Source organism: Idiomarina sp. ST20R2A10 (assembly GCF_051842345.1).
Taxonomy (GTDB): domain Bacteria; phylum Pseudomonadota; class Gammaproteobacteria; order Enterobacterales; family Alteromonadaceae; genus Idiomarina; species Idiomarina loihiensis.
Map to the genome: position 1 here is coordinate 620,222 of NZ_JBNIEY010000001.1, position 25,661 is coordinate 645,882.

22 protein-coding genes are annotated in these 25,661 nt (G+C 47.8%); 14 read left to right on the plus strand and 8 right to left on the minus strand.

Annotation, left to right across the window (positions count from 1 at the left end; all coding sequences use genetic code 11):
- Positions 1-24: 24 nt before the first annotated feature.
- The 5 genes from ACP7H9_RS03065 to ACP7H9_RS03085 are packed head-to-tail and all read right to left on the minus strand — an operon-like array spanning position 25 to position 5,534.
- Positions 25-789, minus strand: coding sequence for an SDR family oxidoreductase (locus ACP7H9_RS03065; protein WP_011234117.1), 765 nt, complete (start codon positions 787-789; stop codon positions 25-27).
- A gap of 20 nt (positions 790-809) precedes the next feature.
- Positions 810-1,706 carry a 3-hydroxyisobutyrate dehydrogenase gene (gene mmsB, locus ACP7H9_RS03070; protein WP_011234118.1) on the minus strand — a complete coding sequence of 299 codons (897 nt, stop codon included), beginning with the start codon at positions 1,704-1,706 and terminating at the stop codon, positions 810-812.
- A 27-nt stretch (positions 1,707-1,733) separates the two neighbouring features.
- Positions 1,734-2,855 (minus strand): enoyl-CoA hydratase/isomerase family protein, encoded by a 1,122-nt coding sequence (locus tag ACP7H9_RS03075; protein WP_114981496.1) that lies wholly within the window; start codon positions 2,853-2,855, stop codon positions 1,734-1,736.
- 9 nt (positions 2,856-2,864) lie between these two features.
- Positions 2,865-4,022, minus strand: a complete 1,158-nt coding sequence (locus ACP7H9_RS03080; RefSeq protein WP_110012549.1) for an acyl-CoA dehydrogenase family protein — start codon at positions 4,020-4,022, stop codon at positions 2,865-2,867.
- Positions 4,023-4,034: 12 nt separating this feature from the next.
- Positions 4,035-5,534 (minus strand): CoA-acylating methylmalonate-semialdehyde dehydrogenase, encoded by a 1,500-nt coding sequence (locus ACP7H9_RS03085; protein WP_110012550.1) that lies wholly within the window; start codon positions 5,532-5,534, stop codon positions 4,035-4,037.
- Positions 5,535-5,603: 69 nt separating this feature from the next.
- Between ACP7H9_RS03085 and ACP7H9_RS03090 the strand changes: the two genes are divergently transcribed.
- Complete coding sequence (locus ACP7H9_RS03090) at positions 5,604-6,482, plus strand: EamA family transporter (RefSeq protein ID WP_114981497.1); 879 nt, start codon at positions 5,604-5,606, stop codon at positions 6,480-6,482.
- A gap of 8 nt (positions 6,483-6,490) precedes the next feature.
- Here the strand turns inward: ACP7H9_RS03090 and ACP7H9_RS03095 are convergent, their stop codons facing one another.
- On the minus strand, positions 6,491-7,672 hold the full coding sequence (locus ACP7H9_RS03095) for an acetyl-CoA C-acyltransferase (RefSeq protein WP_034820373.1): 1,182 nt from the start codon (positions 7,670-7,672) through the stop codon (positions 6,491-6,493).
- A gap of 78 nt (positions 7,673-7,750) precedes the next feature.
- On the opposite strand from ACP7H9_RS03095, the gene ACP7H9_RS03100 reads away from it, so the two are divergent.
- The 11 genes from ACP7H9_RS03100 (at position 7,751) to rcsF (ending at position 21,756) form a co-directional block, all read left to right on the plus strand.
- The gene (locus ACP7H9_RS03100; RefSeq protein ID WP_011234124.1) at positions 7,751-8,170 is read left to right on the plus strand and encodes a MerR family transcriptional regulator; all 420 of its coding nucleotides are present in this window, start codon (positions 7,751-7,753) and stop codon (positions 8,168-8,170) included.
- Entirely contained in the window at positions 8,167-9,336 is a 1,170-nt protein-coding gene (locus ACP7H9_RS03105) for an isovaleryl-CoA dehydrogenase (RefSeq protein ID WP_110012553.1), read from the plus strand. The genes ACP7H9_RS03100 and ACP7H9_RS03105 overlap by 4 nt, the downstream gene beginning before the upstream one ends.
- A gap of 15 nt (positions 9,337-9,351) precedes the next feature.
- A complete protein-coding gene (locus ACP7H9_RS03110) occupies positions 9,352-10,959 on the plus strand; it encodes a carboxyl transferase domain-containing protein (protein WP_011234126.1) in 1,608 nt (535 codons plus the stop codon).
- Between the two features lie 16 nt (positions 10,960-10,975).
- Positions 10,976-11,761 carry an enoyl-CoA hydratase-related protein gene (locus ACP7H9_RS03115; protein ID WP_110012554.1) on the plus strand — a complete coding sequence of 262 codons (786 nt, stop codon included), beginning with the start codon at positions 10,976-10,978 and terminating at the stop codon, positions 11,759-11,761.
- Between the two features lie 14 nt (positions 11,762-11,775).
- Positions 11,776-13,746, plus strand: a complete 1,971-nt coding sequence (locus ACP7H9_RS03120; protein ID WP_414018468.1) for an acetyl/propionyl/methylcrotonyl-CoA carboxylase subunit alpha — start codon at positions 11,776-11,778, stop codon at positions 13,744-13,746.
- 32 nt (positions 13,747-13,778) lie between these two features.
- Positions 13,779-14,678, plus strand: a complete 900-nt coding sequence (locus tag ACP7H9_RS03125; protein ID WP_110012556.1) for a hydroxymethylglutaryl-CoA lyase — start codon at positions 13,779-13,781, stop codon at positions 14,676-14,678.
- 22 nt (positions 14,679-14,700) lie between these two features.
- Positions 14,701-16,644: an acetoacetate--CoA ligase gene (locus ACP7H9_RS03130; RefSeq protein ID WP_439222166.1), complete on the plus strand. Its 1,944-nt coding sequence runs from the start codon at positions 14,701-14,703 to the stop codon at positions 16,642-16,644.
- Between the two features lie 3 nt (positions 16,645-16,647).
- Positions 16,648-18,864 (plus strand): putative bifunctional diguanylate cyclase/phosphodiesterase, encoded by a 2,217-nt coding sequence (locus ACP7H9_RS03135; RefSeq protein ID WP_114981501.1) that lies wholly within the window; start codon positions 16,648-16,650, stop codon positions 18,862-18,864.
- A 17-nt stretch (positions 18,865-18,881) separates the two neighbouring features.
- Complete coding sequence (locus ACP7H9_RS03140) at positions 18,882-20,531, plus strand: electron transfer flavoprotein-ubiquinone oxidoreductase (protein ID WP_114981502.1); 1,650 nt, start codon at positions 18,882-18,884, stop codon at positions 20,529-20,531.
- Between the two features lie 326 nt (positions 20,532-20,857).
- Entirely contained in the window at positions 20,858-21,274 is a 417-nt protein-coding gene (locus ACP7H9_RS03145) for an H-NS family histone-like protein (protein WP_011234133.1), read from the plus strand.
- A gap of 113 nt (positions 21,275-21,387) precedes the next feature.
- Positions 21,388-21,756, plus strand: a complete 369-nt coding sequence (gene rcsF / locus ACP7H9_RS03150) for an Rcs stress response system protein RcsF (protein WP_227016305.1) — start codon at positions 21,388-21,390, stop codon at positions 21,754-21,756.
- On the opposite strand, the gene ACP7H9_RS03155 is transcribed toward rcsF, so the two are convergent.
- Positions 21,753-22,394, minus strand: a complete 642-nt coding sequence (locus ACP7H9_RS03155; protein WP_011234135.1) for a hypothetical protein — start codon at positions 22,392-22,394, stop codon at positions 21,753-21,755. The two genes, rcsF and ACP7H9_RS03155, sit on opposite strands and share 4 nt — an antisense overlap.
- A 211-nt stretch (positions 22,395-22,605) precedes the next feature.
- Between ACP7H9_RS03155 and tsaA the strand changes: the two genes are divergently transcribed.
- Together tsaA and ACP7H9_RS03165 are read left to right on the plus strand one after the other, a co-directional pair.
- Positions 22,606-23,313: a tRNA (N6-threonylcarbamoyladenosine(37)-N6)-methyltransferase TrmO gene (gene tsaA, locus ACP7H9_RS03160; protein WP_114981503.1), complete on the plus strand. Its 708-nt coding sequence runs from the start codon at positions 22,606-22,608 to the stop codon at positions 23,311-23,313.
- Positions 23,314-23,391: 78 nt separating this feature from the next.
- A complete protein-coding gene (locus ACP7H9_RS03165; RefSeq protein ID WP_114981504.1) occupies positions 23,392-25,095 on the plus strand; it encodes a proline--tRNA ligase in 1,704 nt (567 codons plus the stop codon).
- Between the two features lie 80 nt (positions 25,096-25,175).
- On the opposite strand, the gene gpt is transcribed toward ACP7H9_RS03165, so the two are convergent.
- Complete coding sequence (gene gpt / locus ACP7H9_RS03170) at positions 25,176-25,661, minus strand: xanthine phosphoribosyltransferase (protein ID WP_034820335.1); 486 nt, start codon at positions 25,659-25,661, stop codon at positions 25,176-25,178.

The following is a 25,661-nucleotide window of genomic DNA, read 5'->3' on the forward strand; positions in this document are numbered from 1 at the left end:
CATCATTACTTTATCTAATGTGACTTACAACCGAACGCCGCCGTCAATTTCGACCACACGGCCGCTGAAGAAGTCATTTTCAATAATGTAGCGCGCACTGTGGGCAATTTCATTAGGCTGGCCCCAGCGTTTTAGCGGAACCATAGACAACGCGCGATCAACAGCTTCAGGTTTCATCTGTGCCGTCATTGGAGTTTCAATAAAGCCCGGCGCAATGGCACCGCAGCGAATGCCGTAACGACCCAGTTCGCGAGCCCAGGTCACCGTCATAGCAACCACACCGGCTTTGGTTGCGGAATAGTTAGTCTGTCCCATATTACCAGCACGCGCGACGCTGGAAATATTGATGATAACGCCTTTCTTGCCGGCTTTTACCATCTGTGCCGCGGCTTCACGGCCGCATAAGAAGGTACCGGTGAGATTCACATCCAGTACCGACTGGAACTGTTGTAAAGGCATTTTCTGTTTCAGTTCGCCGTCTTTGAATTTGATCAGCAAGCCGTCACGCAATAGGCCTGCGTTGTTCACCAGCACATCAATGCCATCAAACTCTTGCTGAATTTGCTCAAATACGGTTTCTACCGACTCTTCGTCGGTGATATCAACTTCATAACCAACCACTTTGGCTGCGCCCAGCTTTTCGCATTGCTCCTGAGCTTCACCTAATACGTCGCCGTTAATATCAATAAGCGCAAGTTTGGCACCTTGTCTGGCGAAATCTTCAGCCATCGCAAGGCCCAGCCCCTGAGCACCACCGGTAATAACAATGACACTGTCTTTAATTTGCATGTGTTTCCCCAATTCTTAGGTTACTTCTGTGACTTAGGTGCCACATAATTAAAAATACTGGAAAAGTCCTGGCGACCATGGCCTTGCTCAGACCAGCTGTGGTAAAGGTTGCGAGTCAGTGATCCCATAGGCGTTGCGGCACCACTTTCTAATGCGGTTTGTTGCGCCAGACCTAAATCTTTAGCCATTAAGTCAACCAGAAAGCCGCCTTGGTAGTCGTTACTTGAAGGCACGTTGTCCATTACCCCTGGGCACGGATTATATACCTGTAATGTCCAATTACTACCCGAGCTTGCCAGCATAATTTCCGATAAAACTTTCGGGTCCAACCCGTTAGCCTTACCTAATTGCAGAGCTTCAGAAGTACCCACCATTAATACTGACAACAACATGTTATTACAGATTTTTGCAATCTGTCCGGCACCGACATCACCGGCGCGGAAAACATTTTTGCCCATGTCGTTAAGCACGCTACGAGCCCGGTCAACGTTAGTTTCTGTACCACCGCAAATAAAGGTTAAGGTACCCGCTTTCGCGCCACCAACACCACCAGAAACAGGAGCGTCGATAAAGGCAATACCAGCTTTCTCTAACTGTTCACCCACATACATAGCGGTTTCAGAAGAAATGGTACTGCAATCAATAACGAGCTGATCTTTATTCAGCTTGTTGATTAGGCCGTCGTCACCAAGGTAAACGCCTTTTACGTGACGGTCTGCAGGCAGCATAGACACCACAAATTCAGCTCCGTCGATGGCTTCAGCTGCTGTTTTCGCAGCCTGTGCACCGTCAGCAACTATCGCTTTAAGTGCTTCCTCAGATAAGTCAAAAGCCTTAACCTTGTGGCCGGCTTTTGCCAGATTGCTGGCCATTGGGCCACCCATGTTACCCAGTCCAATAAATCCTACGGTTGCCATAAAGGCACTCCTTCTTGTTAATTCGTTTTATTTATCAAGATCGGCTAATGGATGCGTTCGCTCGCCCCAGGGCGGTAAAAAGAATGCATCAACCTCTTCCGCTGGTACTTCGGCTACCGAGCTATGCTGCCATTGTGGATTCTTATCTTTATCAATCAGCAGTGCCCGAATACCTTCCACAAAGTCACCACGAACTGCACAGTTACAGGACAAGGTTAGCTCTAAACGGAAACAGTCAGCCAAAGACAAGTCAGAGCCTTGCTGCAACTGGTTCCAGACCAGGTGCGATGTAAACGGACAACCATTGGCCAGGTTCTTACGCGCCCGCGCCAGCCATTTATCATCGGTTTCGTCACTGACAATACGTTCAACAATTTCACCAATATCATTGCCCGTTGTCAGCTCTATTATTAGCTTCTGATGTGGTTCTACCTGAGGCGTGGGTAATGCTGTTGGGTCACTACTTGCCACGTCACTCAGTAAGTCCGTCACTTTTTGTTTGTTCAGAGCCTCGGTATTGCCCCATTGAACTTCTTTCAGCTTATTCAGAATGCTTTCTTTGCTCTCATGCCCAACAAAGTGATCGGCCAGGTTCAGATACAGTGCATCGTTCGCATTCATCGTTGCGCCGGTAATACCTAAGAACAAACCGCAACCTCGTGGCATGCGATTAAGGAAGTAGGTCGCACCAACATCCGGGTACAAACCAATAGTCACTTCTGGCATAGCCAGTAACGAACGTTCGGTCACAATACGGTGGCTGGCGCCATTCATTAGCCCCATACCGCCGCCCATCACAATGCCGTCACCCCAGCAAATAAGAGGTTTAGGGAAGGTCTGAATAAAGTAGTCCAGTTGATATTCCTGGGTGAAGAAGTTTTCGACTTCTTCCACTAATTTGCCCGGCTCTGCCTGCATGGCTTTATACATAGCCACAATGTCACCACCGGCACAGAATGCTTTTTCACCGGCACCCTGTAACCAGACACAAGCAACTTTGTCATCTTCTGCCCATTTTTTCAGCTGCGGTAACAGCTTTTCAGCCATTGCCAGGCTTAGGGCATTCAATGATTTCTCGGAATTTAACGTAGCAACGCCGATGACTTTGTCACCGGCGTTCAGTTCTTCAAAAAGTACAACGTCTTGCATGGAATCTCCTTACAAGATTTCGCGATCGTTATCAGCCAGAATGCGACGTCCAATAATCATGCGCATAACTTCGTTTGTGCCTTCCAGGATCTGGTGCACACGAACATCACGCACATGGCGCTCTAACGGATACTCTTTAATGTAGCCATAACCACCGTGCAGCTGCAGTGCGTCGTTACACACTTTAAAACCAACATCGGTCGCAAACTGTTTTGCCATAGCACAATAGGTAGTTTTATCAGCATCGTTGTTATCGACTTTACTGGCTGCCAGACGCACCATTTGACGGGCTGCAACCAGCTCAGTCGCCATATCGGCTAACTTAAACTGTAGCGCCTGAAAAGCCGCGAGGGGCTTACCAAATTGCGTACGTTCCTGCATATAAGCTTTGGCAGTATTTAATGCCGCCTGCGCAGTACCCACAGAACATACCGCAATGTTAATGCGTCCGCCGTCTAAGCCCATCATGGCAAACTTAAAGCCTTCGCCTTCTTTACCCAGCAGGTTTTCTGCCGGAATGCGAACGTCTTCAAAGGTCACTAAGCGGGTTGGCTGGGCGTTCCAGCCCATTTTATCTTCGGCTTTACCGTAAATAACTCCTTTGGCGTCCGCCGGTACAGCAAAGGCAGAAATGCCTTTAGGTCCGTCTTCGCCAGTACGAGCCATAACCACTAAAACGTCAGTTTCACCGGCACCGGAGATGAACATTTTAGAGCCATTTAAGACGTACTCGTCGCCGTCTTTTTTCGCACTGGTACGCAAGCTGGCAGCGTCTGAACCAGAGCCTGGTTCGGTCAGGCAGTAAGAGCCAAGCTTCTCACCGGTAACCAATTCTGGTACCCACTGGTCAATCACAGACTGTTGGCCGAAGGAGCCAATCATCCAGGTGACCATGTTATGAATCGTCATCATGGCGGTGGTTGCGGTACAGCCTCCTGCCAACTGCTCAAAAATGAGCGCTGAGTCTAAGCGGCTCATTCCAAAGCCGCCAGCCTCTTCCGGCGTATACATGCCCATAAAGCCCATTTCACCAGCTTTACGGAACACTTCAACGGGGAAGTAGTGCTCTTCGTCCCACTTAGCCGCATTAGGCGCCAGCTCTTTGTCGGCAAAAGCTTTGGCTGTATCCACAAAGGCTTGCTGGTCTTCTGTCAATTCGAAATTCATCGTTATCCCCTATTATCTCAGGTTAATTGACATGTTCGGACCTGCTGGATCTTCAAGGTCGCTCTCAAACCAACGCGCTGTTACCGTCTTAGTTTCGCTGTAGAAACGAACGCCCTGCTTACCATAAGCGTGAAGGTCACCAAAGAATGAACGCTTCCAGCCAGTAAATGAGAAGAACGGCAGCGGTACCGGAATTGGAATGTTGATACCGACCTGACCCACTTCAACTTCGTGCTGGTATTTACGCGCGGCGGCACCACTTGCGGTAAAGATAGAAGTACCATTACCGTAAGGGTTGTTGTTAACCAATTCCAAAGCGTCTTCAAGGCTGTCCACTTCTGTGGCGCACAATACCGGACCGAAAATTTCTGTTTTATAGATTTCCATATCCGGCGTTACGTTAGAGAACACTGTTGGGCCAACCCAGTTACCATTTGGCAGACCGTCAACTTTGCAATTACGACCATCAACCAGCAATTTAGCGCCTTCTTTCTCACCCTGAGTAATCAAAGCTTCAACGCGTTCTTTCGCTTGTGGACTAATAACCGGGCCATAAGCGGCACCTTCGTCATTCCATGCGCCCGGACGAACCTTAGCAATAGCTTCCGCTATTTCAGGGATCCACTCTTTTGCCGCGCCAACAAATACTGCGACAGAAATCGCCATACAACGTTGACCCGCCGCACCGACAGAAGAGCCAACCATATTGTTGATGACTTGCTGTTTATTGGCGTCAGGCATAATAACGCAATGGTTTTTCGCACCGGCAAAGGCCTGTACACGCTTACCATTTTCAGTACCACGGCGGTAAATATATTCAGCAACCGGCACTGAGCCTACAAAAGACAAGGCACGAACGTCGGGGTGGTCTAACAGAAAATCGACCTGATCTTTATTACCATGCAAGACCTGCAACACACCTTTAGGTGCGCCTGCTTCTTCGAACAGTTCAGCCAAACGGGTTGGCGTTAACGGATCTTGCTCGGAAGGCTTCAGAATGAAGGTATTACCACAAGCAATGGCCAGCGGGAACATCCACAGTGGGATCATCGCCGGAAAGTTAAACGGCGTAATACCAGCGCAAACACCTAATGGCTGAGTGTAGCTGTAAGAATCAATTTTACGGGCAACGTTTTCAACGGTCTCGCCCATTAATAACGAAGGAATATTCGCCGCGTGTTCAACCACTTCAATACCACGCCAGACATCACCTTTGGCATCTTCAAAAGTTTTACCAGTTTCTTGCGCCAGAGTCTCTGCAATTTCTTCCTGATGTTCTTTTAACAAGGCCTGATAACGCATCATTACGCGAGCACGCTCAGAAACCGGCACTTCTTTCCAGGTTTTAAAAGCTTCGCGGGCACTCTCAACCGCCGCGTCCATTTCGCTCTGAGTAGCAACTGGCACTTGAGCAATAACTTCCTGAGTTGCAGGGTTGGTCACAGGTATCCACTGTTCTGACTTCGAGGCGATAAATTCGCCATCTATATACAGAGGCACTTTCTTAGACATAATTCACCTTCTTATTGTGTTATTTTGTCATCTATTGATGAGCTAAATTTAGTTAAGTGAGCCTTTTACGTGACCCTCTTAATTCTGATTACTTTACTTTGGGCCGCCAGTTTTTCGCTAATTGGCGTTTACCTTGCGGGCCAGGTTGATGGTTATCTGGTTGTCTTTATTCGCATGATTTTAGCACTGATAACAGTGTTGCCCTTATTCCGCTGGCGTCATCTGTCGCCCCAAAATGGGCAATTGCCTCAACTAGCTAAACTGGCCGTTATTGGCGCTGTACAAATTGGCGCCATGTATTTGTTTCTTTATCATGCGTTTTTGTATTTGAGCGTTGCCGAAGTGCTTTTGTTCACTATCTTTACACCACTCTACATAACGCTAATTGATGAGCTGATACTTAACCGCAAGCATCTGCCGCTGTTATGGTGGATAGCCGCTGCAGTATCGGTATGCGGCGCCGCCATTATTCGCTATCAACCCTTGTCCGATGACTTCATCACCGGCTTCTTTTTAATTCAGGCAGCCAATGCGTGCTTTGCTGCCGGTCAAGTTGCTTATAAACGTTTACCCACGGGTAAAACCTTAGAACAAAGCCAGCAATTTGCTGCCTTTTTCTTTGGTGCCAGCGTCGTTGCCGGCCTTGGTGTTTTATTATTTGGCGACTTAACCAAAATGCCGACCACCAATCTTCAATGGGGCATTTTATTGTGGCTCGGTATTGTTGCCTCCGGCCTTGGTTACCTTGGTTGGAACCTTTCCGGAAAACGAGTCAATACCGGGCAACTGGCCACCATGAACAATGCGTTAATTCCCGCGGGCATTTTGGTTAATGTCGTGTTTTGGGAACAGTCTTTCGACTATACCCGCTTAAGCATTGGTGCTCTTATTATTTTTCTTGCCGTATGGCTGGCAGGACGGGTTAACAAACTTAAACCCGCCCGCTAACCAGCGCTTTAGATCATTTCTACGGCCAGAGCAACGGCTTCTCCACCACCAATACACAGTGAGGTGATGCCCCGTTTCTGGCCTTTTTGTTTCAGTGCATGCAGCAAAGTAACCAATAACCGCGCCCCACTTGCGCCAATGGGATGCCCTAAAGCACAGGCTCCGCCATGCACATTCACTTTCTCCGGATCCAGTTTCATTTGCTGAATAGCCAGCATGGTAACCATGGCAAAGGCTTCATTAATTTCCCATAAATCGACGTCGTCTTTAGTCCAGTCCAGCTTACTCAGCAAAGAGTTCATTGCACCAATTGGGGCAACGGTAAATTCAGACGGCGCCTGAGAATGCGTAGTGTGACCCATAACTCGCGCCAGCGGCTGCAGGCCTTTGGCCTTTGCATCGCTTTCACGCATTAAAATGAGTGCTGCTGCGCCATCAGAAATGGAACTGGAATTAGCCGCGGTAATGGTGCCGTCTTTTTTAAATGCCGCACGCAACTGAGGAATTTTGTCCAGACGCGCTTTACCCGGTTGCTCGTCAGTATCGACAGTGACGTCGCCTTTACGAGTAGAGTATGTAACTGGGGTGATTTCGTCTTTAAAAAAGCCATCTTTAATAGCAGCCTGAGCTTTGGTAAGTGAATGAATGGCAAACTCATCCATTGCTTCACGGCCCAGACCGTATTCGTCAGCAGTGTCCTGTGCGTAACACCCCATAGCTTTATGCTCGTAGGCGTCTTCCAGACCGTCCAGCATCATATGATCCAGCACTTGTCCGTGCCCCATACGATAACCGCTGCGGCCTTTTGGCAGCATGTAAGGTGCATTCGACATGCTTTCCATGCCACCGGCCAGCACCACGTCTGCAGAGCCCGCTTTAATTAAATCGTGCGCCATCATTGCAGCTTTCAAGCCAGAGCCGCATACTTTGTTAATGGTTGTGGCGCCTGTTGAGCGAGGTAAATCGGCATGCAGCATTGCCTGACGCGCCGGCGCCTGACCTAAGCCGGCAGGTAACACATTGCCCATGATAACTTCTGAAATATCATCGGCTGTTAAACCGCTGTTACTCAGCGCTGCTTTTATAGCTGTTGCGCCCAAATTGGGAGCAGTAACTTCACTTAAGCTGCCCTGAAAACCGCCCATTGGCGTACGGTTGGCCGCTACTATAACGATTGAATCGCTCGACATTTTTCCTCCAAATGCACTTTACGTTAACGTAAACTTCCTCTAAGCTTAGATCTTAGGACAACCAAAAAGCAAGTACCGATGAACAATAAAGTGACCTACAGTATTGGCGAACTGGCAAAAGAATTTGACATTACCACCCGTAGCATTCGTTTTTATGAGGACGAAGGCTTGCTTTCCCCCAGGCGCCAGGGGCAGCAGCGCATATATACCAACAAAGACCGGGTTCGTTTAAAGCTGATTCTACGCGGCAAACGACTCGGTTTTTCACTGGCCGAAACCCGTCGTTTGTTCGAACTTTACGACGCGGATAATAGCAGTGCGGCCCAGCTCGAAAAGGTACTTGAGCTGGTCAGTGAGAAAAAACACTCACTTAAACAACAAATGGAAGATATTAATGTGTTACTGACCGAACTCAGTGGTCTGGAGCAACGTTGCCAAGACGAGCTCGAGAATATTCAGTCGTCAGTTTCAGAAGTTCATTCTCAGGAGTCGTTATGATCAGTCAATATACCACCTTTAACTTTGGTCTCGGCGAAACAGCCGATATGATCCGTGAACAGGTTAATGCCTTCGCGCGTGATGAAATAGCCCCACGCGCCGCCGAAATTGATGAAAAAAATGAATTTCCCGGCGATTTATGGCAAAAACTTGGCGACATGGGTCTGCTTGGCTTAACCGTTGCTGAAGAATATGGTGGTTCCGGCATGGGCTACCTTGAACATGTTATTGCTATGGAAGAAATTAGCCGCGCTTCTGCCTCGGTTGGCTTAAGTTATGGTGCCCATTCAAACCTTTGTGTTAACCAAATTCACCGTAATGGTAACGAAGAACAGAAGAAAAAATACTTACCGAAACTGTGCACCGGTGAACACGTTGGCGCTTTAGCTATGAGTGAACCTAATGCCGGTTCTGATGTAGTCAGCATGAAATTACGTGCAGAGAAGAAAGGCGACAAGTACATTCTGAACGGCAATAAAATGTGGATCACTAACGGTCCGGAAGCTAATGTCTTCGTAATTTACGCGAAAACCGAACCCGAGAAGAACTCACGGGGCATTACGGCCTTTATCGTTGAAAAAGACACACCAGGATTCAGCCAGGCGCAAAAACTCGACAAACTTGGTATGCGTGGTTCAAATACCTGTGAACTGGTCTTCGAAGATGTCGAGATTCCTGAAGAAAACATTCTGGGTGAACTTAACGACGGCGTTAAAGTGTTGATGAGTGGCCTTGATTACGAGCGCGCTGTTCTTGCAGCGGGCCCTTTAGGCATTATGCAGGCCTGCCTTGATACTTGCGTACCTTATATTCATGATCGTAAACAGTTCGGTAAAGAGATCGGCGAATTCCAGCTAATTCAGGGCAAAGTTGCTGATATGTACACTCGCACCAATGCGGCGCGTGCCTACGTTTACGCCGTGGCTCAATCTTGCGACCGTGGCGAGACCACTCGTAAAGATGCCGCCGGAGCAATTCTTTACGCCGCAGAATTAGCCACTCAGCTAGCACTGGACGCTATTCAGTTATTGGGCGGTAACGGCTACATTAACGAATACCCCACAGGACGCCTGCTACGTGACGCCAAGCTATACGAAATTGGCGCTGGTACGTCAGAAATTCGCCGTATGCTCATTGGCCGCGAACTGTTCACTGAATCCAAATAATAAGGAGGCAACGCCGTGGCGATTTTATCCAGTAAAATCAACACCCGCGATGCACAATTTGCAGCTAACAGCGAGTCTATGCAGACCGTCGTTAACGACCTGCAGGAAAAAGCGGCAAAAATTCATCAAGGTGGCGGTCCGAAGTATCAGGAGCGCCATTTGTCCCGTGGTAAGTTATTGCCCCGCGACCGTATTAATAAACTACTGGACGCGGGTTCACCGTTTCTGGAAATAGGTCAGTTTGCGGCCTGGGAATGTTACGAAGACTACGTTCCTTCTGCTGGTGTGGTTGCCGGTATTGGTCAGGTTGAAGGCACTGAGTGCATGATCATCGCCAACGACGCCACCGTTAAAGGCGGTACTTATTACCCGCTAACCGTAAAAAAACACCTGCGCGCTCAGGAAATTGCCGAGCGTTGCCACCTGCCTTGTATTTATCTGGTGGACTCTGGCGGTGCTAATCTGCCCCGTCAGGATGAAGTATTCCCGGACAAAGAACACTTTGGTCGCATTTTCTTTAATCAGGCAAATATGTCAGCCAAAGGCATTCCACAAATTGCGGTGGTTATGGGTCTTTGTACCGCAGGCGGTGCTTACGTACCGGCTATGGCCGATGAAAGCGTTATTGTGAAAGAGCAAGGCACTATTTTCCTTGCGGGTCCGCCGTTAGTTAAAGCAGCAACAGGTGAAGAAGTCTCAGCCGAAGAGCTCGGCGGTGCCGATGTGCACACACGCATCTCCGGTGTTGCGGATCATTTTGCTCACAACGACGAACACGCTTTAGCCTTAGCGCGTCGCTCAGTAGCCCGCCTTAACCGCGGTGAACCAACTAAGCTCGACCGCCAGCCAGCCAAACCGCCGCGTTACGACGCAAAAGAGCTGTATGGCATTGTCGGCACTGACTTGCGTAAACCTTATGATGTACACGAAGTGATTGCGCGCATTGTCGATGACTCAGACTTTGACGAATTTAAAGCCAATTATGGCAATACATTGGTGACCGGCTTTGCCCGCATTGACGGCTACCCGGTAGGCATTGTCGCAAACAACGGTATTTTGTTCTCTGAATCTGCACAAAAAGGCGCTCACTTTATTGAACTTTGCGCCCAGCGCAAAATTCCACTGGTGTTCTTACAAAACATTACCGGCTTTATGGTAGGTAAAAAATACGAAGCCGAAGGCATTGCCAAGCATGGTGCGAAAATGGTGATGGCGGTTTCCTGTGCCAAAGTACCTAAGTTTACCGTGTTAATCGGTGGCAGCTACGGCGCCGGTAACTATGGCATGTGTGGTCGCGCCTATGACCCAACCATGATGTTCATGTGGCCTAATGCCCGTATCTCAGTTATGGGCGGTGAACAGGCCGCCGGCGTTATGGCGCAGGTGACTAAAGACAACTTAGCCCGTAAAGGCGAAAGCTTAAGTGAAGAGAAAGAACAAGCGCTGAAAAAGCCCATTGTTGAACAGTACGATAAACAGGGGCACCCCTATTATGCGTCAGCCCGCTTATGGGACGATGGCATTATTGACCCGGCACAAACGCGCGAAGTTCTGGCATTGAGCCTTGCCGCTTCATTAAATGCACCGATTGAAGACAGCCGCTTCGGCGTCTTCCGCATGTAATCGGAGGTTATTAATAATGGCAAAATACACCAAGCTCGATATTAACGACCAGGGCGTTGCCACGCTGACATTGAACCGGCCTGACGTTCACAACGCGTTTGACGACGTGATGATTGCAGAGCTGCTGCAGGCGTTAAAAGAAGTTGAAGAAAGTGCCAGCGCGAGAGTGCTGGTGCTTCGCTCAGAAGGTAAAAACTTTTCTGCCGGTGCGGATCTTAAATGGATGCGCTCCATGGCCGATAAAAACTACCAGCAAAACGTGGATGACGCCGGTGAGCTCGGGCTGTTAATGGAGCGTCTGGATTTGCTCAGCAAGCCCAGCATTGCTTTAGTCCAGGGAGCCGCTTTCGGCGGTGCCGTAGGCCTGGCCGCTTGCTGTGACATTGTACTGGCGCAGCCGCGCAGCAGCTTCTGCCTGAGTGAAGTCAAAATTGGGCTTATTCCTGCGGTTATCAGCCCTTATGTTGTGCGTACTATTGGCGAGCGCCAGTCGCGTCGCTATATGCTCACCGCCGAGCGCTTCTTTGCCGACAAAGCACAGGAGCTAGGTCTGGTTAACGAAGTTGTAGAAGATTTCGAGGAGCCACTGAATAAGTTATTAGAAGCTCTTCTAGCCAATAGTCCACAAGCGGTAGACGCCTGTAAGCAACTGATTCGCAATGTTGGTTCACGTCCAATTGATAAAGACGTGCGTGAACACACCATTAAAGCCATTGCCGAAATTCGCGTGTCGGAACAAGGTCAGGAAGGACTCAGTGCGTTTCTTGAAAAACGCCCCGCCGCCTGGCTTAAACAGAGTTAACAACAGGTCTCATTATGATCAAAACATTATTGATTGCGAACCGTGGTGAAATTGCCTGTCGTATTATTGCCACAGCTAAAAAAATGGGAATTCGCACCGTAGCGGTATTCTCCGATGCCGACCGTAACTCACGCCACGTTAAGCTGGCAGATCAGGCCGTACATATTGGTCCTGCAGCGAGCACGGACAGTTACCTGCGTGCGGATAAAATTATCGCCGCCGCTAAACAAACTGATGCCGAAGCCATTCATCCTGGTTACGGTTTTCTCTCAGAAAACGAAGATTTTGCCGACCAATGTCAGGCTAACGATATTATCTTTGTTGGCCCGCCAGTATCATCCATTGCTGCTATGGGTTCGAAGAGCGCGGCTAAATCCATTATGCAGGACGCCGGCGTACCTCTGGTTCCGGGTTACCACGGAAGCGAGCAGGACATTAAAACGCTAAAAGCAGAAGCTGAAAAAGTGGGTTTCCCGTTACTGCTGAAAGCGGCGTACGGCGGCGGTGGTAAAGGCATGCGTGTGGTCGAAAACATGGGCGAATTCGATGACGCTCTGAATTCCGCCAAACGCGAAGCTAAGTCCTCTTTCGGCAATGATAAAATGCTGATGGAACGTTTTATTCGTAACCCTCGCCACGTAGAGATTCAGGTATTTACCGATGAACACGGTAACGCCGTTTATCTAGCAGAGCGCGACTGTTCAGTGCAACGCCGTCACCAGAAGGTGCTTGAAGAGGCTCCTGCTCCGGCACTGACCGAGAAAACACGTACCGAAATGGGCGAAGCTGCCATTCGAGCAGCCCAGGCAATAGATTACGTTGGCGCCGGTACGGTTGAGTTTTTGTTCGACCAAAGTGGCGAGTTCTACTTTATGGAGATGAACACTCGCTTACAGGTTGAGCATCCGGTTACGGAGATGATCACCGGCCAGGATTTAGTCGAATGGCAGTTGCTGGTCGCTTCGGGTCAGCCATTACCTCTGGCGCAAAATGACATTCAGGTAAACGGTCACGCGTTTGAGGCACGGATTTACGCCGAAGACCCAGACAACGATTTCTTACCTTGCACCGGTACCATTAAGCATTTACGTACGCCTGCAGAAGAAAACGGCATCCGCATTGACACCGGTATTGAAGAAGGCGATGAGATATCTGCTTTCTATGACCCAATGATAGCTAAGCTGATTGTCTGGGACACCGATCGTACCCGTGCCCTGCTGCGTCTGCAAAAGGCTTTGCGTGAATATCGTTTAACTGGGTTAACAACTAACGTAGACTTTTTGCATCGTTTGGCCTCACATCCGGAGTTTGTGAAAACAAACCTGACAACCGAATTTATCCAGCAACATCAGGAAGAGCTGCTGCCCGATAGCTCGGTAAATTATCAGCAAATTGCAACGGAAGCGGCTTTGTTTGATATTTGTCAGCGCCAACAACAGCGTGGCAGTTCACCATGGCAAAGTGGTAATGCATTTAGAATGAACTCAGCGGCGACACATACGGTTCCACTGCAATTTGGCGAAGAAACCTACTCCATTTCACTAATAGAAACCGCTAACGGAGAGTTCCTGCAGCAAGTTGATGACGAAAGCATACAATGGCAGGCATCTTTAACCGACGACAAACTCACTCTGACTGCCGGTAGTATGCGCTATCATCGCTATGTCAGTGCCGACGACCAGCAAATTACCGTATTCACCGATAACGGCCCTATGACTTTCCATCGACACCGCGTGACTGATACGCTGTCGGATGAAGCGGCTCATGGTGGTCACGTTGCCCCAATGAACGGGACCATCATGGAAGTACTGGTCAAAAAAGGCGATACAGTCAAGAAAGATCAACCGCTGGTCATTATGGAAGCCATGAAAATGGAGTACACCATTAAAGCTGGACATGAAGGTGAAGTCACCGACGTCTTTTTCGCCGCGGGGGATTTGGTCAGCGACGGAGATGAACTGCTTGCAGTGAGCGAAGCCGAATAATAAGACATTATTAGAAGTAACCAGGAGTAATTATGGCAATTGCAGAACAGATAAAAATCGTCGAAGTTGGTCCTCGTGACGGCTTGCAAAATGAAGCAGCTGTTTCTGTCGATGCAAAAGTTGCCTTAATTGAAGCGCTGGCAGAAGCCGGCGTTTCTTATATTGAAAGTGCCAGCTTTGTCAGCCCCAAATGGGTGCCTCAAATGGCCGACAGCACTGCCGTTATGGAGCAGATTAAACGTCGCCCGGGAGTCACTTACGCCGGTTTAACGCCAAATTTGAAGGGCTTTGAAGCGGCAGTAGCAGCCAACATGGACGAGGTAGCGGTATTCGGTGCAGCGTCGGAAGCTTTTGCCCAAAAGAACATTAACTGCAGTATCGACGAGTCGCTGGAGCGTTTTAAGCCAGTTATTGCCGCAGCTAAAGAAAAAGGCATTCCCGTCAGAGGCTATGTTTCCTGCGTTTTGGGTTGCCCGTATCAGGGTGAGGTTCCGGTAGAAAATGTGGTTAAAGTTGCAGAAGCCTTATATCACATGGGCTGTTATGAAGTATCGTTGGGCGACACAATAGGCGTCGGTACGCCGTTAAAAGCTCAGGAAATGCTTGCCGCCGTTGCAGAGAAAGTCCCCATGGACAAGCTCGCGCTGCATTTTCACAATACCTACGGACAAGCTTTGGCCAATATCATAGCCTGCCTTCCACTGGGTGTTGCTACCATTGATTCAGCCGTAGCTGGTCTGGGTGGCTGCCCATACGCTAAAGGCGCCAGTGGCAATGTTGCCACTGAAGACGTGGTTTACATGTTAAATGGTATGGGCATTAAAACCGGTATTGACCTGAACAAGTTAATCGCGGCCGGAGCCGATATTTGTCAGCATTTAGCGCATGGCCCCCGCTCTCAGGTCGCAGTAGCAGAATTGGCAAAAGCTTAATTAGCAAAATAAGGGGATTAAAATGACTTCAGAAGCTTTATGGCAACCGTCAGCAGATACCATTGCTAATGCCCGCATGACAGACTTTCTACAACAAGTGAATAAAGATAAAAACGTAGCGCTGGCCAATTATCACGACCTTTATCAGTGGTCCGTCGAGAACGACGAAAGTTTCTGGTCTATGGTGTGGGATTACTTTGATGTTATTGGTGAAAAAGGCTCTACGATAGTTACCGATAAAGAAAAAATGCCCGGTGCCCAATGGTTTCCTGAAGCCAGCCTGAATTTTGCCGAGAACCTGTTGCGTCATAAAGACGACCATATTGCTCTAGTTTTTCGCGGTGAGAATGGCACACGCCAGCAGTTAACTTATGCCGAACTCAACCACGAAGTTGCAGCTTTTGCCGAAGGCTTACGCCAACGCGGAGTTGAAGCCGGTGACCGTGTTGCCGCCATGATGCCTAACTGCATAGAAACCATAATTGGTATGCTGGCAACCACCAGTATCGGCGCTATCTGGTCGTCTTGCTCGCCGGACTTTGGCGTTCAGGGCGTACTTGACCGTTTCGGTCAGATAGAACCTAAAGTTCTGATCACTGTTGATGGTTATTTTTATAACGGCAAAAACCTCAACATAAAGAACAAAACCGCCGATATCATTAAACAAATTCCAAGCATTGAAGCCACGGTGCTGGTTAATTTCAGCCAACAAAAAGACCGCATTGAAGGCGACAAAGTGTTTTCATGGAGTGATTTTGGCGACGCTGAAAAGACCCAGATAGATTTCGCTCCACGCAACTTTAATGACCCGCTCTATATCATGTTTTCATCAGGTACCACGGGCGTCCCTAAATGCATTGTTCATGGTACGGGCGGTACTTTATTGCAGCACTTAAAAGAGCACGGTCTGCATACCGACTTAGATCGTGACGACAATCTGTTTTACTTCACCACCTGCGGATGGATGATGTGGAACTGGCTGGTCAGTGGTCTGGCTGTGGGCGCAACTCTAACCTTATTCGACGGTTCGCCGTTTGCACCTAAACCTGAGTTTTTATGGGACGTGGCTGACGAAGAAGGCATTACCGTATTTGGTACCAGCGCCAAATATTTAGCCGCACTTGAAAAAGAAGGCGTTAAACCGGGAGAAAGTCATAACCTGGAAAAGCTGCGCAGCATCTTAACCACGGGCTCGGTACTACCGCCAGAAAGCTTTGACTACGTTTACCGCGACATTAAAAAAGACCTGTGTCTTTCGTCGATATCAGGTGGTACTGACATTGTTTCCTGCTTTGCCCTTGGCTGCCCTATTCTGCCTGTTTACCGGGGAGAATTACAATGTCGGGGGCTTGGTTTAGCCGTTAACGTTTATGACGAGAACGGAAAACCGGTTAAAGGCGAAAAAGGCGAACTGGTTTGCGAAAACTCATTCCCCTGCATGCCCGTGAGCTTCTGGAACGACGAGAATGGCGAACGTTACTTCAATGCGTATTTCGACCGCTTTAAAAATACCTGGGCACATGGTGACTTTGCCGAGCTCACCGAGCACGACGGCGTTATTATTTACGGTCGTTCCGATGCCGTTCTCAACCCGGGTGGCGTACGTATTGGCACTGCCGAAATTTACCGTCAGGTAGAAAAGGTTGATGAAGTATTGGAAAGTATTGCTGTCGGTCAGCAATACGATGATGACGAGCGCGTCGTTCTTTTTGTAAAACTCAGAGACGGAGTAGAGCTTAACGACGAACTTCGCCAAAACATTGCGAAAACCATTCGTGCTAACGCGACTCCACGGCACGTACCTGCTGTAATTTTGCAGGTTGACGACATACCCCGTACTATAAGCGGTAAGATAGTCGAATTAGCGGTACGTAATGTGGTTCACGGCGAGCCCGTGAAAAACACGGATGCTCTGGCAAACCCAGAAGCACTGGATTACTTCCGTGATAGAGAGGAGTTGCGTTAATCCATGATGTTCCTGCACGGATCACGGCAGGCTGTTATAGCAGCCCTTGTTGGTTTGGTCATTACTGTTACCGCTTTTAGCTATTTGCGTTATCAGGAAAATCAAGTTGTCCACGATGCCCTGGAAGCTGAAACTTACAACTTGCAACGCGACATTCGGCAAAGCCTGGTCTCACATTTATTTGTCGCTGAATTGCTAGCGCGCGAGTGGGAACGCAGTGATCTTTCGATAGAGGAACGCTGGAAGGAAAACGCCGATATCGTTACTTTGTACTATCAAAATGTACAAGGCATCACCTGGCTCAATGACCAGTTGGATATTGAGCTTATCTATCCTCAGAACGAGCAGCCCGAGCTACTGGGAACGCCTTTCGCTAAAACGCCATTGCTGGAAAAACTAAAAGCTTCTGAAGGAAACCGTCACGCAATGATGGGAGCCGCCGGAAACTTGGGGCGTATTAGCAGCGACATAGCTATTTTTGTCCGTGTAGAGCAAGAGCAAACCCACGGTTTTCTGGGTTTTGTGATAAGCCTGCAAAGCCTGTTTAATAATGTCGTACGCAGTAACATCAGTGAAGGTTTCCAACTCAGCGTACGCAGTGACAACGACATACTGTATCAATTTGCCGGCGATACCTCATTACGCGATGAATGGTCACATTTTCATTCACTACAATTAGTAGGAAACAGCTGGGAGCTCTCAGTCTGGCCAACCGCTGGTCACCTGGAGCAACTCCGTGGTGGAATTTCAGTAGCCGCTTTAATCGCCGGTTTACTCGTAACCAGCATGCTGACTTTTGTCCTTTATATTTTAGGCCAAAGCCGCTTTAAAGCGCAGCAACTGGCCGATTCCAATATTGAACTTTATAGTGAAATTGATGAACGCGAGCGCATTGAAAAGCAGATGGCTTATCTTGCCGAGCATGATTCTCTTACTGGCCTTGTAAACCGAAACGCATTAAAACGCATTCTGGGTGAGTGGCTGGAAACCGAGTCACCGCATAAAAAAGCCGCTTTATTATTTATAGATTTAGATAGATTTAAAGAAGTCAATGATGCGCTGGGCCATACGGTTGGTGACGAATTGCTGCGCCGGGTTGCGCGACGCATTACGAAATTAGCGCCTAAAGGAAGCGTTCTGGCACGAGCTGGCGGTGATGAGTTTTTACTGGCAATAGCAAAGCCTGATAGTCGTGAAGCTGTAATCAAACTGTCGGAACAACTGCTTCAGGCGCTCGACACGCACTTTTTCGTGGACGTCTATGAGCTCTTTATTAGTGCCTCTATTGGGGTCACTTTCGCGGATGATGCCGATTTTAACGCTGAATACTTTATTCGTAACGCCGACACTGCGCTTTATCAGGCAAAAGAACATGGCCGCAATACCTATAAAGTTTACGATAAAGCCATTCATCGTGACTTGACCAAAAAACTGGAACTGGTTAAACGGCTGCGCCACGCCGTTTCCAAGCAGCAACTAACGGTTTATTACCAACCTAAAGTTGAGCTCGGTAGCCGCCGTATCAGTGGCTTAGAGGCTCTGGTTCGCTGGGTTGACGATGATGGCAGCATCATTCCTCCGGATGAGTTTATTCCACTGGCTGAAGACACCGGTCTCATTATTCCAATATCGGAATACGTGATGGAAGAAGCCTTTCTACAATTAAAGCAATGGCACGAACTTGGCTTCGAAGAATTGAGCATTGCCATCAATATATCAGGAAAGCAACTACACTTAGCTGATTTGGTCGATGACATTATGGAACGGGTGAACGAAGCCCAAATACCGCCAAACAAAGTAGAGCTAGAGCTAACTGAGCAAGTGTTTATTGAAAACATTCAATCCCATACCCGTTTCATGCATTCGGTGCGTGAACAGGGAATGTCGCTGGCTATAGACGACTTTGGTGTGGGCTATTCGTCACTGTCATACTTGAAGAATTTTCCGGTTACTTCGTTAAAAATAGATCGCTCTTTTGTCAGAGATCTACCGCACAATGAAGACGACGCAACCATTACGCAGACCATTATTAGTCTGGCGCGTAATTTAAACCTGCAATTGGTTGCCGAGGGTATCGAAACCGAAGAACAAGTCGAATTTTTATTACAACGTGAATGCAGTACCGGACAAGGCTTTCTTTTCAGTAGACCGGTCCCGGCGCGGCAAATCACTGAATTATTACAGCAGTATAACGGGCTTATCCCTATCCAGATAGCCTGAATATAGTGGAGGTTAATGTGGAACGCGAAAGCATGGAATTTGACGTCGTCATAGTTGGTGCAGGCCCATCAGGGCTGGCAACCGCCTGTCGACTCGGACAACTCGCGCAGGAAAATGAGCAAGAGCTCATGATATGCGTGGTTGAAAAAGGCGCAGATATTGGCGCTCATATATTATCCGGCGCGGTGTTCGAACCTCGAGCCCTGAACGAGCTTTTTCCTGACTGGAAAGAGCGCGGCGCTCCACTCAACACCGAAGTAACCGGCGACGATGTTTTATTGCTAAAAGACGAAAATAACCACAGTCGCCTGCCAGACTTTAGTGTCCCTAAAACCTTCCATAATAAAGGCAATTATATTGCCAGCATGGGTAACCTGTGCCGTTGGATGGCAGAACAGGCCGAACAACTGGGCATTGAGATATTCCCTGGTTTTGCGGCCTCTGAAATTCTGTATAACGACGATGGCAGCGTTGCGGGTATTCAAACCGGTGACATGGGTGTGGCTAAAGACGGTAGCGAAAAAGACGGCTATATGCCGGGAATGGAACTGCGTGCTAAATACACCTTATTCGCAGAAGGTTGTCGCGGTCATTTAGGCAAAGAGCTGATTAGCAGGTTTGAACTGGATAAAGACAGCACCCCGCAACATTATGGTCTAGGCTTTAAAGAAATTTGGGATGTACCAGAGGACATGCACGAGCCCGGCAAAGTGGTTCACACCGCAGGCTGGCCGCTAACCGACAGTGATGCTACTGGCGGCGGTTATCTATATCATGCCGAAGACGGACAAGTGTACTTAGGCCTTATTGTTGATCTTAACTACGCTAACCCTTACCTGAATCCATTTCAGGAGTTTCAGCGGTTCAAAACTCACCCGGCTATTAAGCAAATCATTGAAAATGGTAAGCGGGTGTCCTACGGCGCACGCGCTATTGCTAAAGGTGGCTATTATTCGTTACCGAAAATGACCTTCCCCGGAGGTTTGCTGGTTGGCTGTAACGCAGGCACCTTAAACTTTGCCAAGATCAAAGGAAACCATACCGCAATGAAGTCGGGTATGGTGGCCGCTGAATGTGTATTTGAACAGCTAAAAAATGGTAAAGCCAACGACGACATTACCAGCTACAAAGAGGCGTTTGAAAAGTCCTGGGTATTTGATGAATTGTATCGCTCACGCAATTTCGGCGGTGCTGTGCATAAATTGGGCACAATACTTGGCGGCGCTTATAATATGGTCGATCAAAATTGGTTTGGTGGTAAATTACCCTTTAAATTTAAAGAGTGGACACCGGATTATAAAGCGACAGGTAAAGCCGAAAACTATACGGCAATCGACTATCCAAAAGCAGATAATAAACTGACATTTGATCGTCTGTCATCGGTATTTTTGTCCAATACCAATCACGCAGAAGATCAACCCTGCCATTTAAAGCTCAGTGACGCTAATATTCCATTAGAGGTCAATTTACCGAAGTATGCAGAGCCTGCGCAACGCTATTGCCCTGCCGGGGTTTATGAAGTGGTTGAAGAAGACGGCAAACAAGTTTTTCAAATTAATGCGCAAAACTGCATACACTGTAAAACTTGTGATATTAAAGATCCTAGCCAGAATATAACCTGGGTTGTGCCCGAAGGTGGCGGCGGACCTACCTACCCTAATATGTAAACACTTCGTAAAGTTAATAACAAAAAACACCAAAGCATGTTAAATGTTTTGGTGTTTTTTCGTTTTAGGAACTAAAAATTATAAGTTTGTCGACTTATTAAGTCATAAATGTACTTTTAAACGAGTCATATAAAAATGAAGTGAAAAGAGAGCAGTATTGATAGTAATTATAAGTAATTGTTAATAAGTAACGCTATAGGTGATTTTAATCCTCTTTCTCTATTTCTATGTACTTATTCAATAAAAAGAAGTTTCAACTTAAACTGTAATAACAGCTATAATGCAAACAAACCAATATTTAAGCAATCAAATAAGGTAAGCAAAAAATGAGTGAATTCATTAACATTCTTCGTCACGAACGCCGTTTAAAAGCAGCATTAAAAGAACTGGATTTAAACGAGCTGGAAAGTGTTAAATCTAAATTTGATTCGGTAATTTCTCAGCGTCGCGAAGAGGAAGCTGAAAAGCAACGCCAGAACGAAGCAAAGCAGAAAAAAATTGAAGAATTTAAAAGCGCGATGGCCGATGCCGGCATTGAATTGTCCGACATATTAGAGCAAGAGCTGGGTGGCGAACCTATCGTTAAAACCACTCGTAAAAAACGGGCACCTAAGCCTCCTAAATACGAATACACCGACGAAAACGGCGAAAAACAAACCTGGACTGGTCAGGGTCGCATGCCTAAAGCCATGAAAACAGCGGTCGATAATGGCAAATCATTAGAAGCATTTCTAATTAAGTAGCGTTAGTCAAACGTAATCTCTACCAATAATAAAGAGTAGAGATTACGCTTTTTGTTGAACAATAGGCTCAGCTTGATTAGGCTATAGAAAATTCAAACTGGCAAGGATCGACATTGCGCTATCGTTTCATAGCATTCGTATTAACGCCATTATTCGGCCTTTCTGCCTGTAGCATCTTACCTCAGATGTCAGGAGGCTTTAATCAGATCGACTCAGGTGATGTTGAAGTTTATCGCGGTGACAACAAGCCCTCGCGTGCATACGAGTTGATAAGTATTGTAAATGGTGAAAGCTGCCAGCGAAAATTTAGAGGCGCAGAAGCGTCGGCGAACGATGCCGTTCAAGCCCTGCGGGAAGACGCTGCCCGATTTAAAGCTCATGCCATTATCGGCGCTCAATGCTTTTCTTTTAAACCCGAAGCCGACTCCATCTGTTACAGTGAAGTCAGCTGCGTGGGTCGCGCTATTCAATGGCGTGATTAATAACCTTGTTTCAAGGTAACGTCGCCAACGCCAACTTCAACCTTAACTCTGACAGAGCCGTTACCCTGATAACTCGACTCAGATGTCACAATCATTCTGTCTTCCTGAGTGTTGCCGAAGTTCTTTAAACTGGTATCGCCAACTCCTACCGATGCTTCTACTTGCTTGTAGTCGCCCTTGGCCAGATTCAAAGAGACATCACCAACACCTAAATCAACTTTTAAGTCGTTGAATGGTACGTCACCTTCAATCTGACCAACACCCAGATCTATCTCAAGCAATCGGCTGCGCGGCACGGACACTATCCAATGTTGTGACATATCGTCATCGGGTGTTGCCGAAATTTCCAGGCGATTCCCGTCTCGTTCACCTTTTATAATCACTTTATCAAGCTCACCGCCACTGACGAACCAGCCGTCATCATCCGACTCTACACGAAGCTCAATTCCGACCGTATCGCCTTCTGTTACACTTAACTCAACCGTTCCCACCGTTGCGTCTAAATGAATTTCTGTATCACTGCTAACAATATAACTACTGGTTAACGTGCGTTCACTTTCGGCAGAAAACGCGGCTGTACTTACTGTAACTAAACCAATAAAACCTAAAGTTAAAGGCCAGATTTTGTGTTTCATCATTTTTCTTTTCCTATTGTTATTAAAACGATTCATGCTAACCCCTAAAGCACTAAAAGTTGCTTATGACTAGCTTTTGCAACGCCTGTGCCAAAAATAAAAGTCACATAAAATCAGTGGGTTAATCCATCTTTAATTTTCGAGGTTAGTGAATTAACAAACTATGTGGTCAAATTGGCTACCACAATTCTGAATATTCACTAACGGAGGCAGAATGAAAAGCCAGCAACAACTAACACCCATAGCTATCATTCGTACGCCTTTTCCTGAAAAGTTTAGTGTTCCCCGGCAACCCGGCCTGGCTCCCTCTGCATTGGCTCAGGTTGAGCTCGTTGGGAATTACCAGCATGCACAAGCCATAGAGGGTATAGAACAGTTCTCTCACCTTTGGCTAACCTTCGAGTTTCATCAGCACAGTTCGTGGCAGGAGCGCGTTCGCCCGCCCCGGCTTGGCGGTAATGAACAGCTGGGCGTCTTTGCCACCCGCTCCCCCTTCCGGCCGAATCAATTAGGCTTATCTGTGGTTGAGTTAGTTGCAGTAGAAACCGAGCCTAAGGTGGTGTTGACGGTACGCGGAGCTGACTTGGTGGATAACACCCCTATTGTTGATATAAAACCTTATATTCCCTACGTCGACGCTATTAGTGACGCTCGTGCGGGATTTGCTCAGCAAAAACCGGAAGAAAGCTTAGAGGTGAAATTTTTGGAAGCGGCGGATTCGACTCTTATCAGGGAGTCAGAGTGCGCTCCTGAGCTTAAAACACTGATTACCGAGGTGCTCAGCCAGGACCCCAGACCCGCTTACCACAAGTTACAGGAAAACCAGAGAAATTACGGCACAGCGCTTTTGAACTACAATATTCGCTGGTATGTACAACAAAACACCGTTTTTGTTGAAGAAATCTCACTAAAACAGCTGTAAAAGGCTTTTGGGCGGCGTCAGACACTGCTAAACTTCGCTCTAATTTTTGACCACTATAACTTGCAGAGATGCCGGACTATGCGCAGCAGCAAATATTTATTATCAACGCTTAAAGAGACACCTTCTGATGCAGAGATCGTGAGTCATCAGCTGATGTTGCGGGCAGGTATGATCCGTAAAGTCGCCGCTGGGTTGTATACCTGGACGCCAACCGGTTTGCGTGTACTGCGCAAAGTTGAAAACGTTGTGCGCGAGGAAATGGAAGCCATTAACGCATTGGAAATTTTAATGCCAATGGTACAACCCGCCGATCTTTGGCAGGAGTCAGGACGCTGGGATGACTACGGCCCGGAATTACTGCGTATAAAAGACCGCAACCAACGTGACTTTTTACTGGGGCCAACCCACGAAGAAATTATCAGTCAACTGGTACGTAAGGAAGTTAGCAGCTACAAACAACTGCCATTAACCTTGTTCCAAATCCAGACCAAATTCCGTGATGAAATACGCCCTCGTTTTGGCGTGATGCGTGCGCGCGAATTTCTGATGAAGGACGCCTACTCTTTCCATTTGACAGACGAATCTCTGCAGAAAACATACGACGATATGTATCAGGCCTACTGCCGTATTTTCGAGCGTCTTGGTTTAGATTATCGTCCGGTTATAGCCGATACAGGCTCTATTGGCGGAAGCCACTCGCACGAGTTTCATGTGCTGGCAAGCTCCGGTGAGGACGCCATCGCGTTTTCTGACTCTTCAGATTACGCCGCAAACGTGGAAATGGCAGAAGCTCTGGCTCCTGCTGGTGAGCGCCCTGCTCCTAATCAAAAAGTAGAAAAGCATGAAGTACAAGGCGACGAACTAGCTGCTGTACTACAGCCTTTGTCTGTAGAAAGCCAGCAAGCAACCAAGTCTTTTATTGTTAAAGCAGCGGACGACATTGATTCTGAATACGTTCAGCTAGTTCTTCGCGCTGACCATGAACTGAACACAGTAAAAGCTGAGAAACTGGCTCAGGTTGCGGCTCCGCTGGAAATACTGACTGAAACAGAGAAAGCCACCGGCGTAGAAGCACCTTACATTGGTGTCGTGAACGCGAAATTGCCTCTGTTAGTTGACAGCAGTGCAGCGCACCTTGCCGACTTTGCCTGTGGTGCAAATGAGAACGGCCAGTGGTTAACCGGTGTTAATTGGAAGCGTGACACAGGTGATTTCAGCGTCGTGGATATTCGTAACGTTGTTGCCGGTGACCCGAGTCCTTGTGGTCAGGGCAAAGTCAAAATTGCTCGCGGTATTGAAGTTGGTCATATTTTCCAGCTGGGCAAAAAATACAGTGACGCTATGAAAGTCGGCGTGTTGTCTGAAAGCGGTAAACATGAAACTTTAACCATGGGCTGCTATGGAATAGGTGTTTCGCGCATAGTCGCTGCCGCCATAGAGCAAAATAACGACGAGCGCGGTATTTGCTGGCCGGAAGCTTTAGCGCCTTTCCAGGTTGTTATAGTGCCAATGAATATGCACAAGTCGGCACGGGTACAGGAAGCCGCTGAGAAGCTTTATACCGACTTAAAGGCTCAAGGTATTGATGTGCTGTTTGATGACCGTAAGGAGCGCCCCGGGGTCATGTTTACCGACATGGAGCTCATAGGCATTCCTCATCAGGTTGTGGTTGGTGAGCGTAACCTTGATGAAAACCAGGTTGAGTACCAAAGTCGTAAAGGCGGAGAGAAGCAGAAAATCAATTTAGATGACTGCATTAGCTTCATACAGCAACAACTCTAACTGACGTTATTAATAAAAATGGCCTGATAGTTTTCGCTATCAGGCCATTTTTTTTGCCTTAATTTTTTAACGAGAGAGTCTTAAGACTCCTGACCCGCTAAAGGCTCAATGTAGTGTAAGTGCATATCCCACGGGAAGTGGATCCAGGTGTCCTGGGCTAAGTCGGCAACAAAATCGTCGACCATTTCCATACCACTGGGTTTTGCGTAAACCGTCACAAACTTAGCTTTCGGCAAGCGTTCCCGCAGAAACTTCAGCGTATTGCCGGTATCCACTAAGTCATCAACGACCAGAAAACCTTCGCCGTCTTCGGTTGCCGTTACGTCTTTCATTACCTGCAAGTCGTCACGCTGTTCGGTGTGGTCATATGAGCTTACAGCAACACAGTCGACAACTCGAATATTAAGCTCGCGCGACACAATTGCCGCCGGAACCAAGCCACCACGGCTAACCGCAATAATACCTTTATATTGCTCCGCCGGTAATTGCCGACGCGCTAGTTCACGCGTTGCGCGGTGCAACTCTTCCCATGATACAAAAAACTCGCGGTTTGAATGCCATCCCAT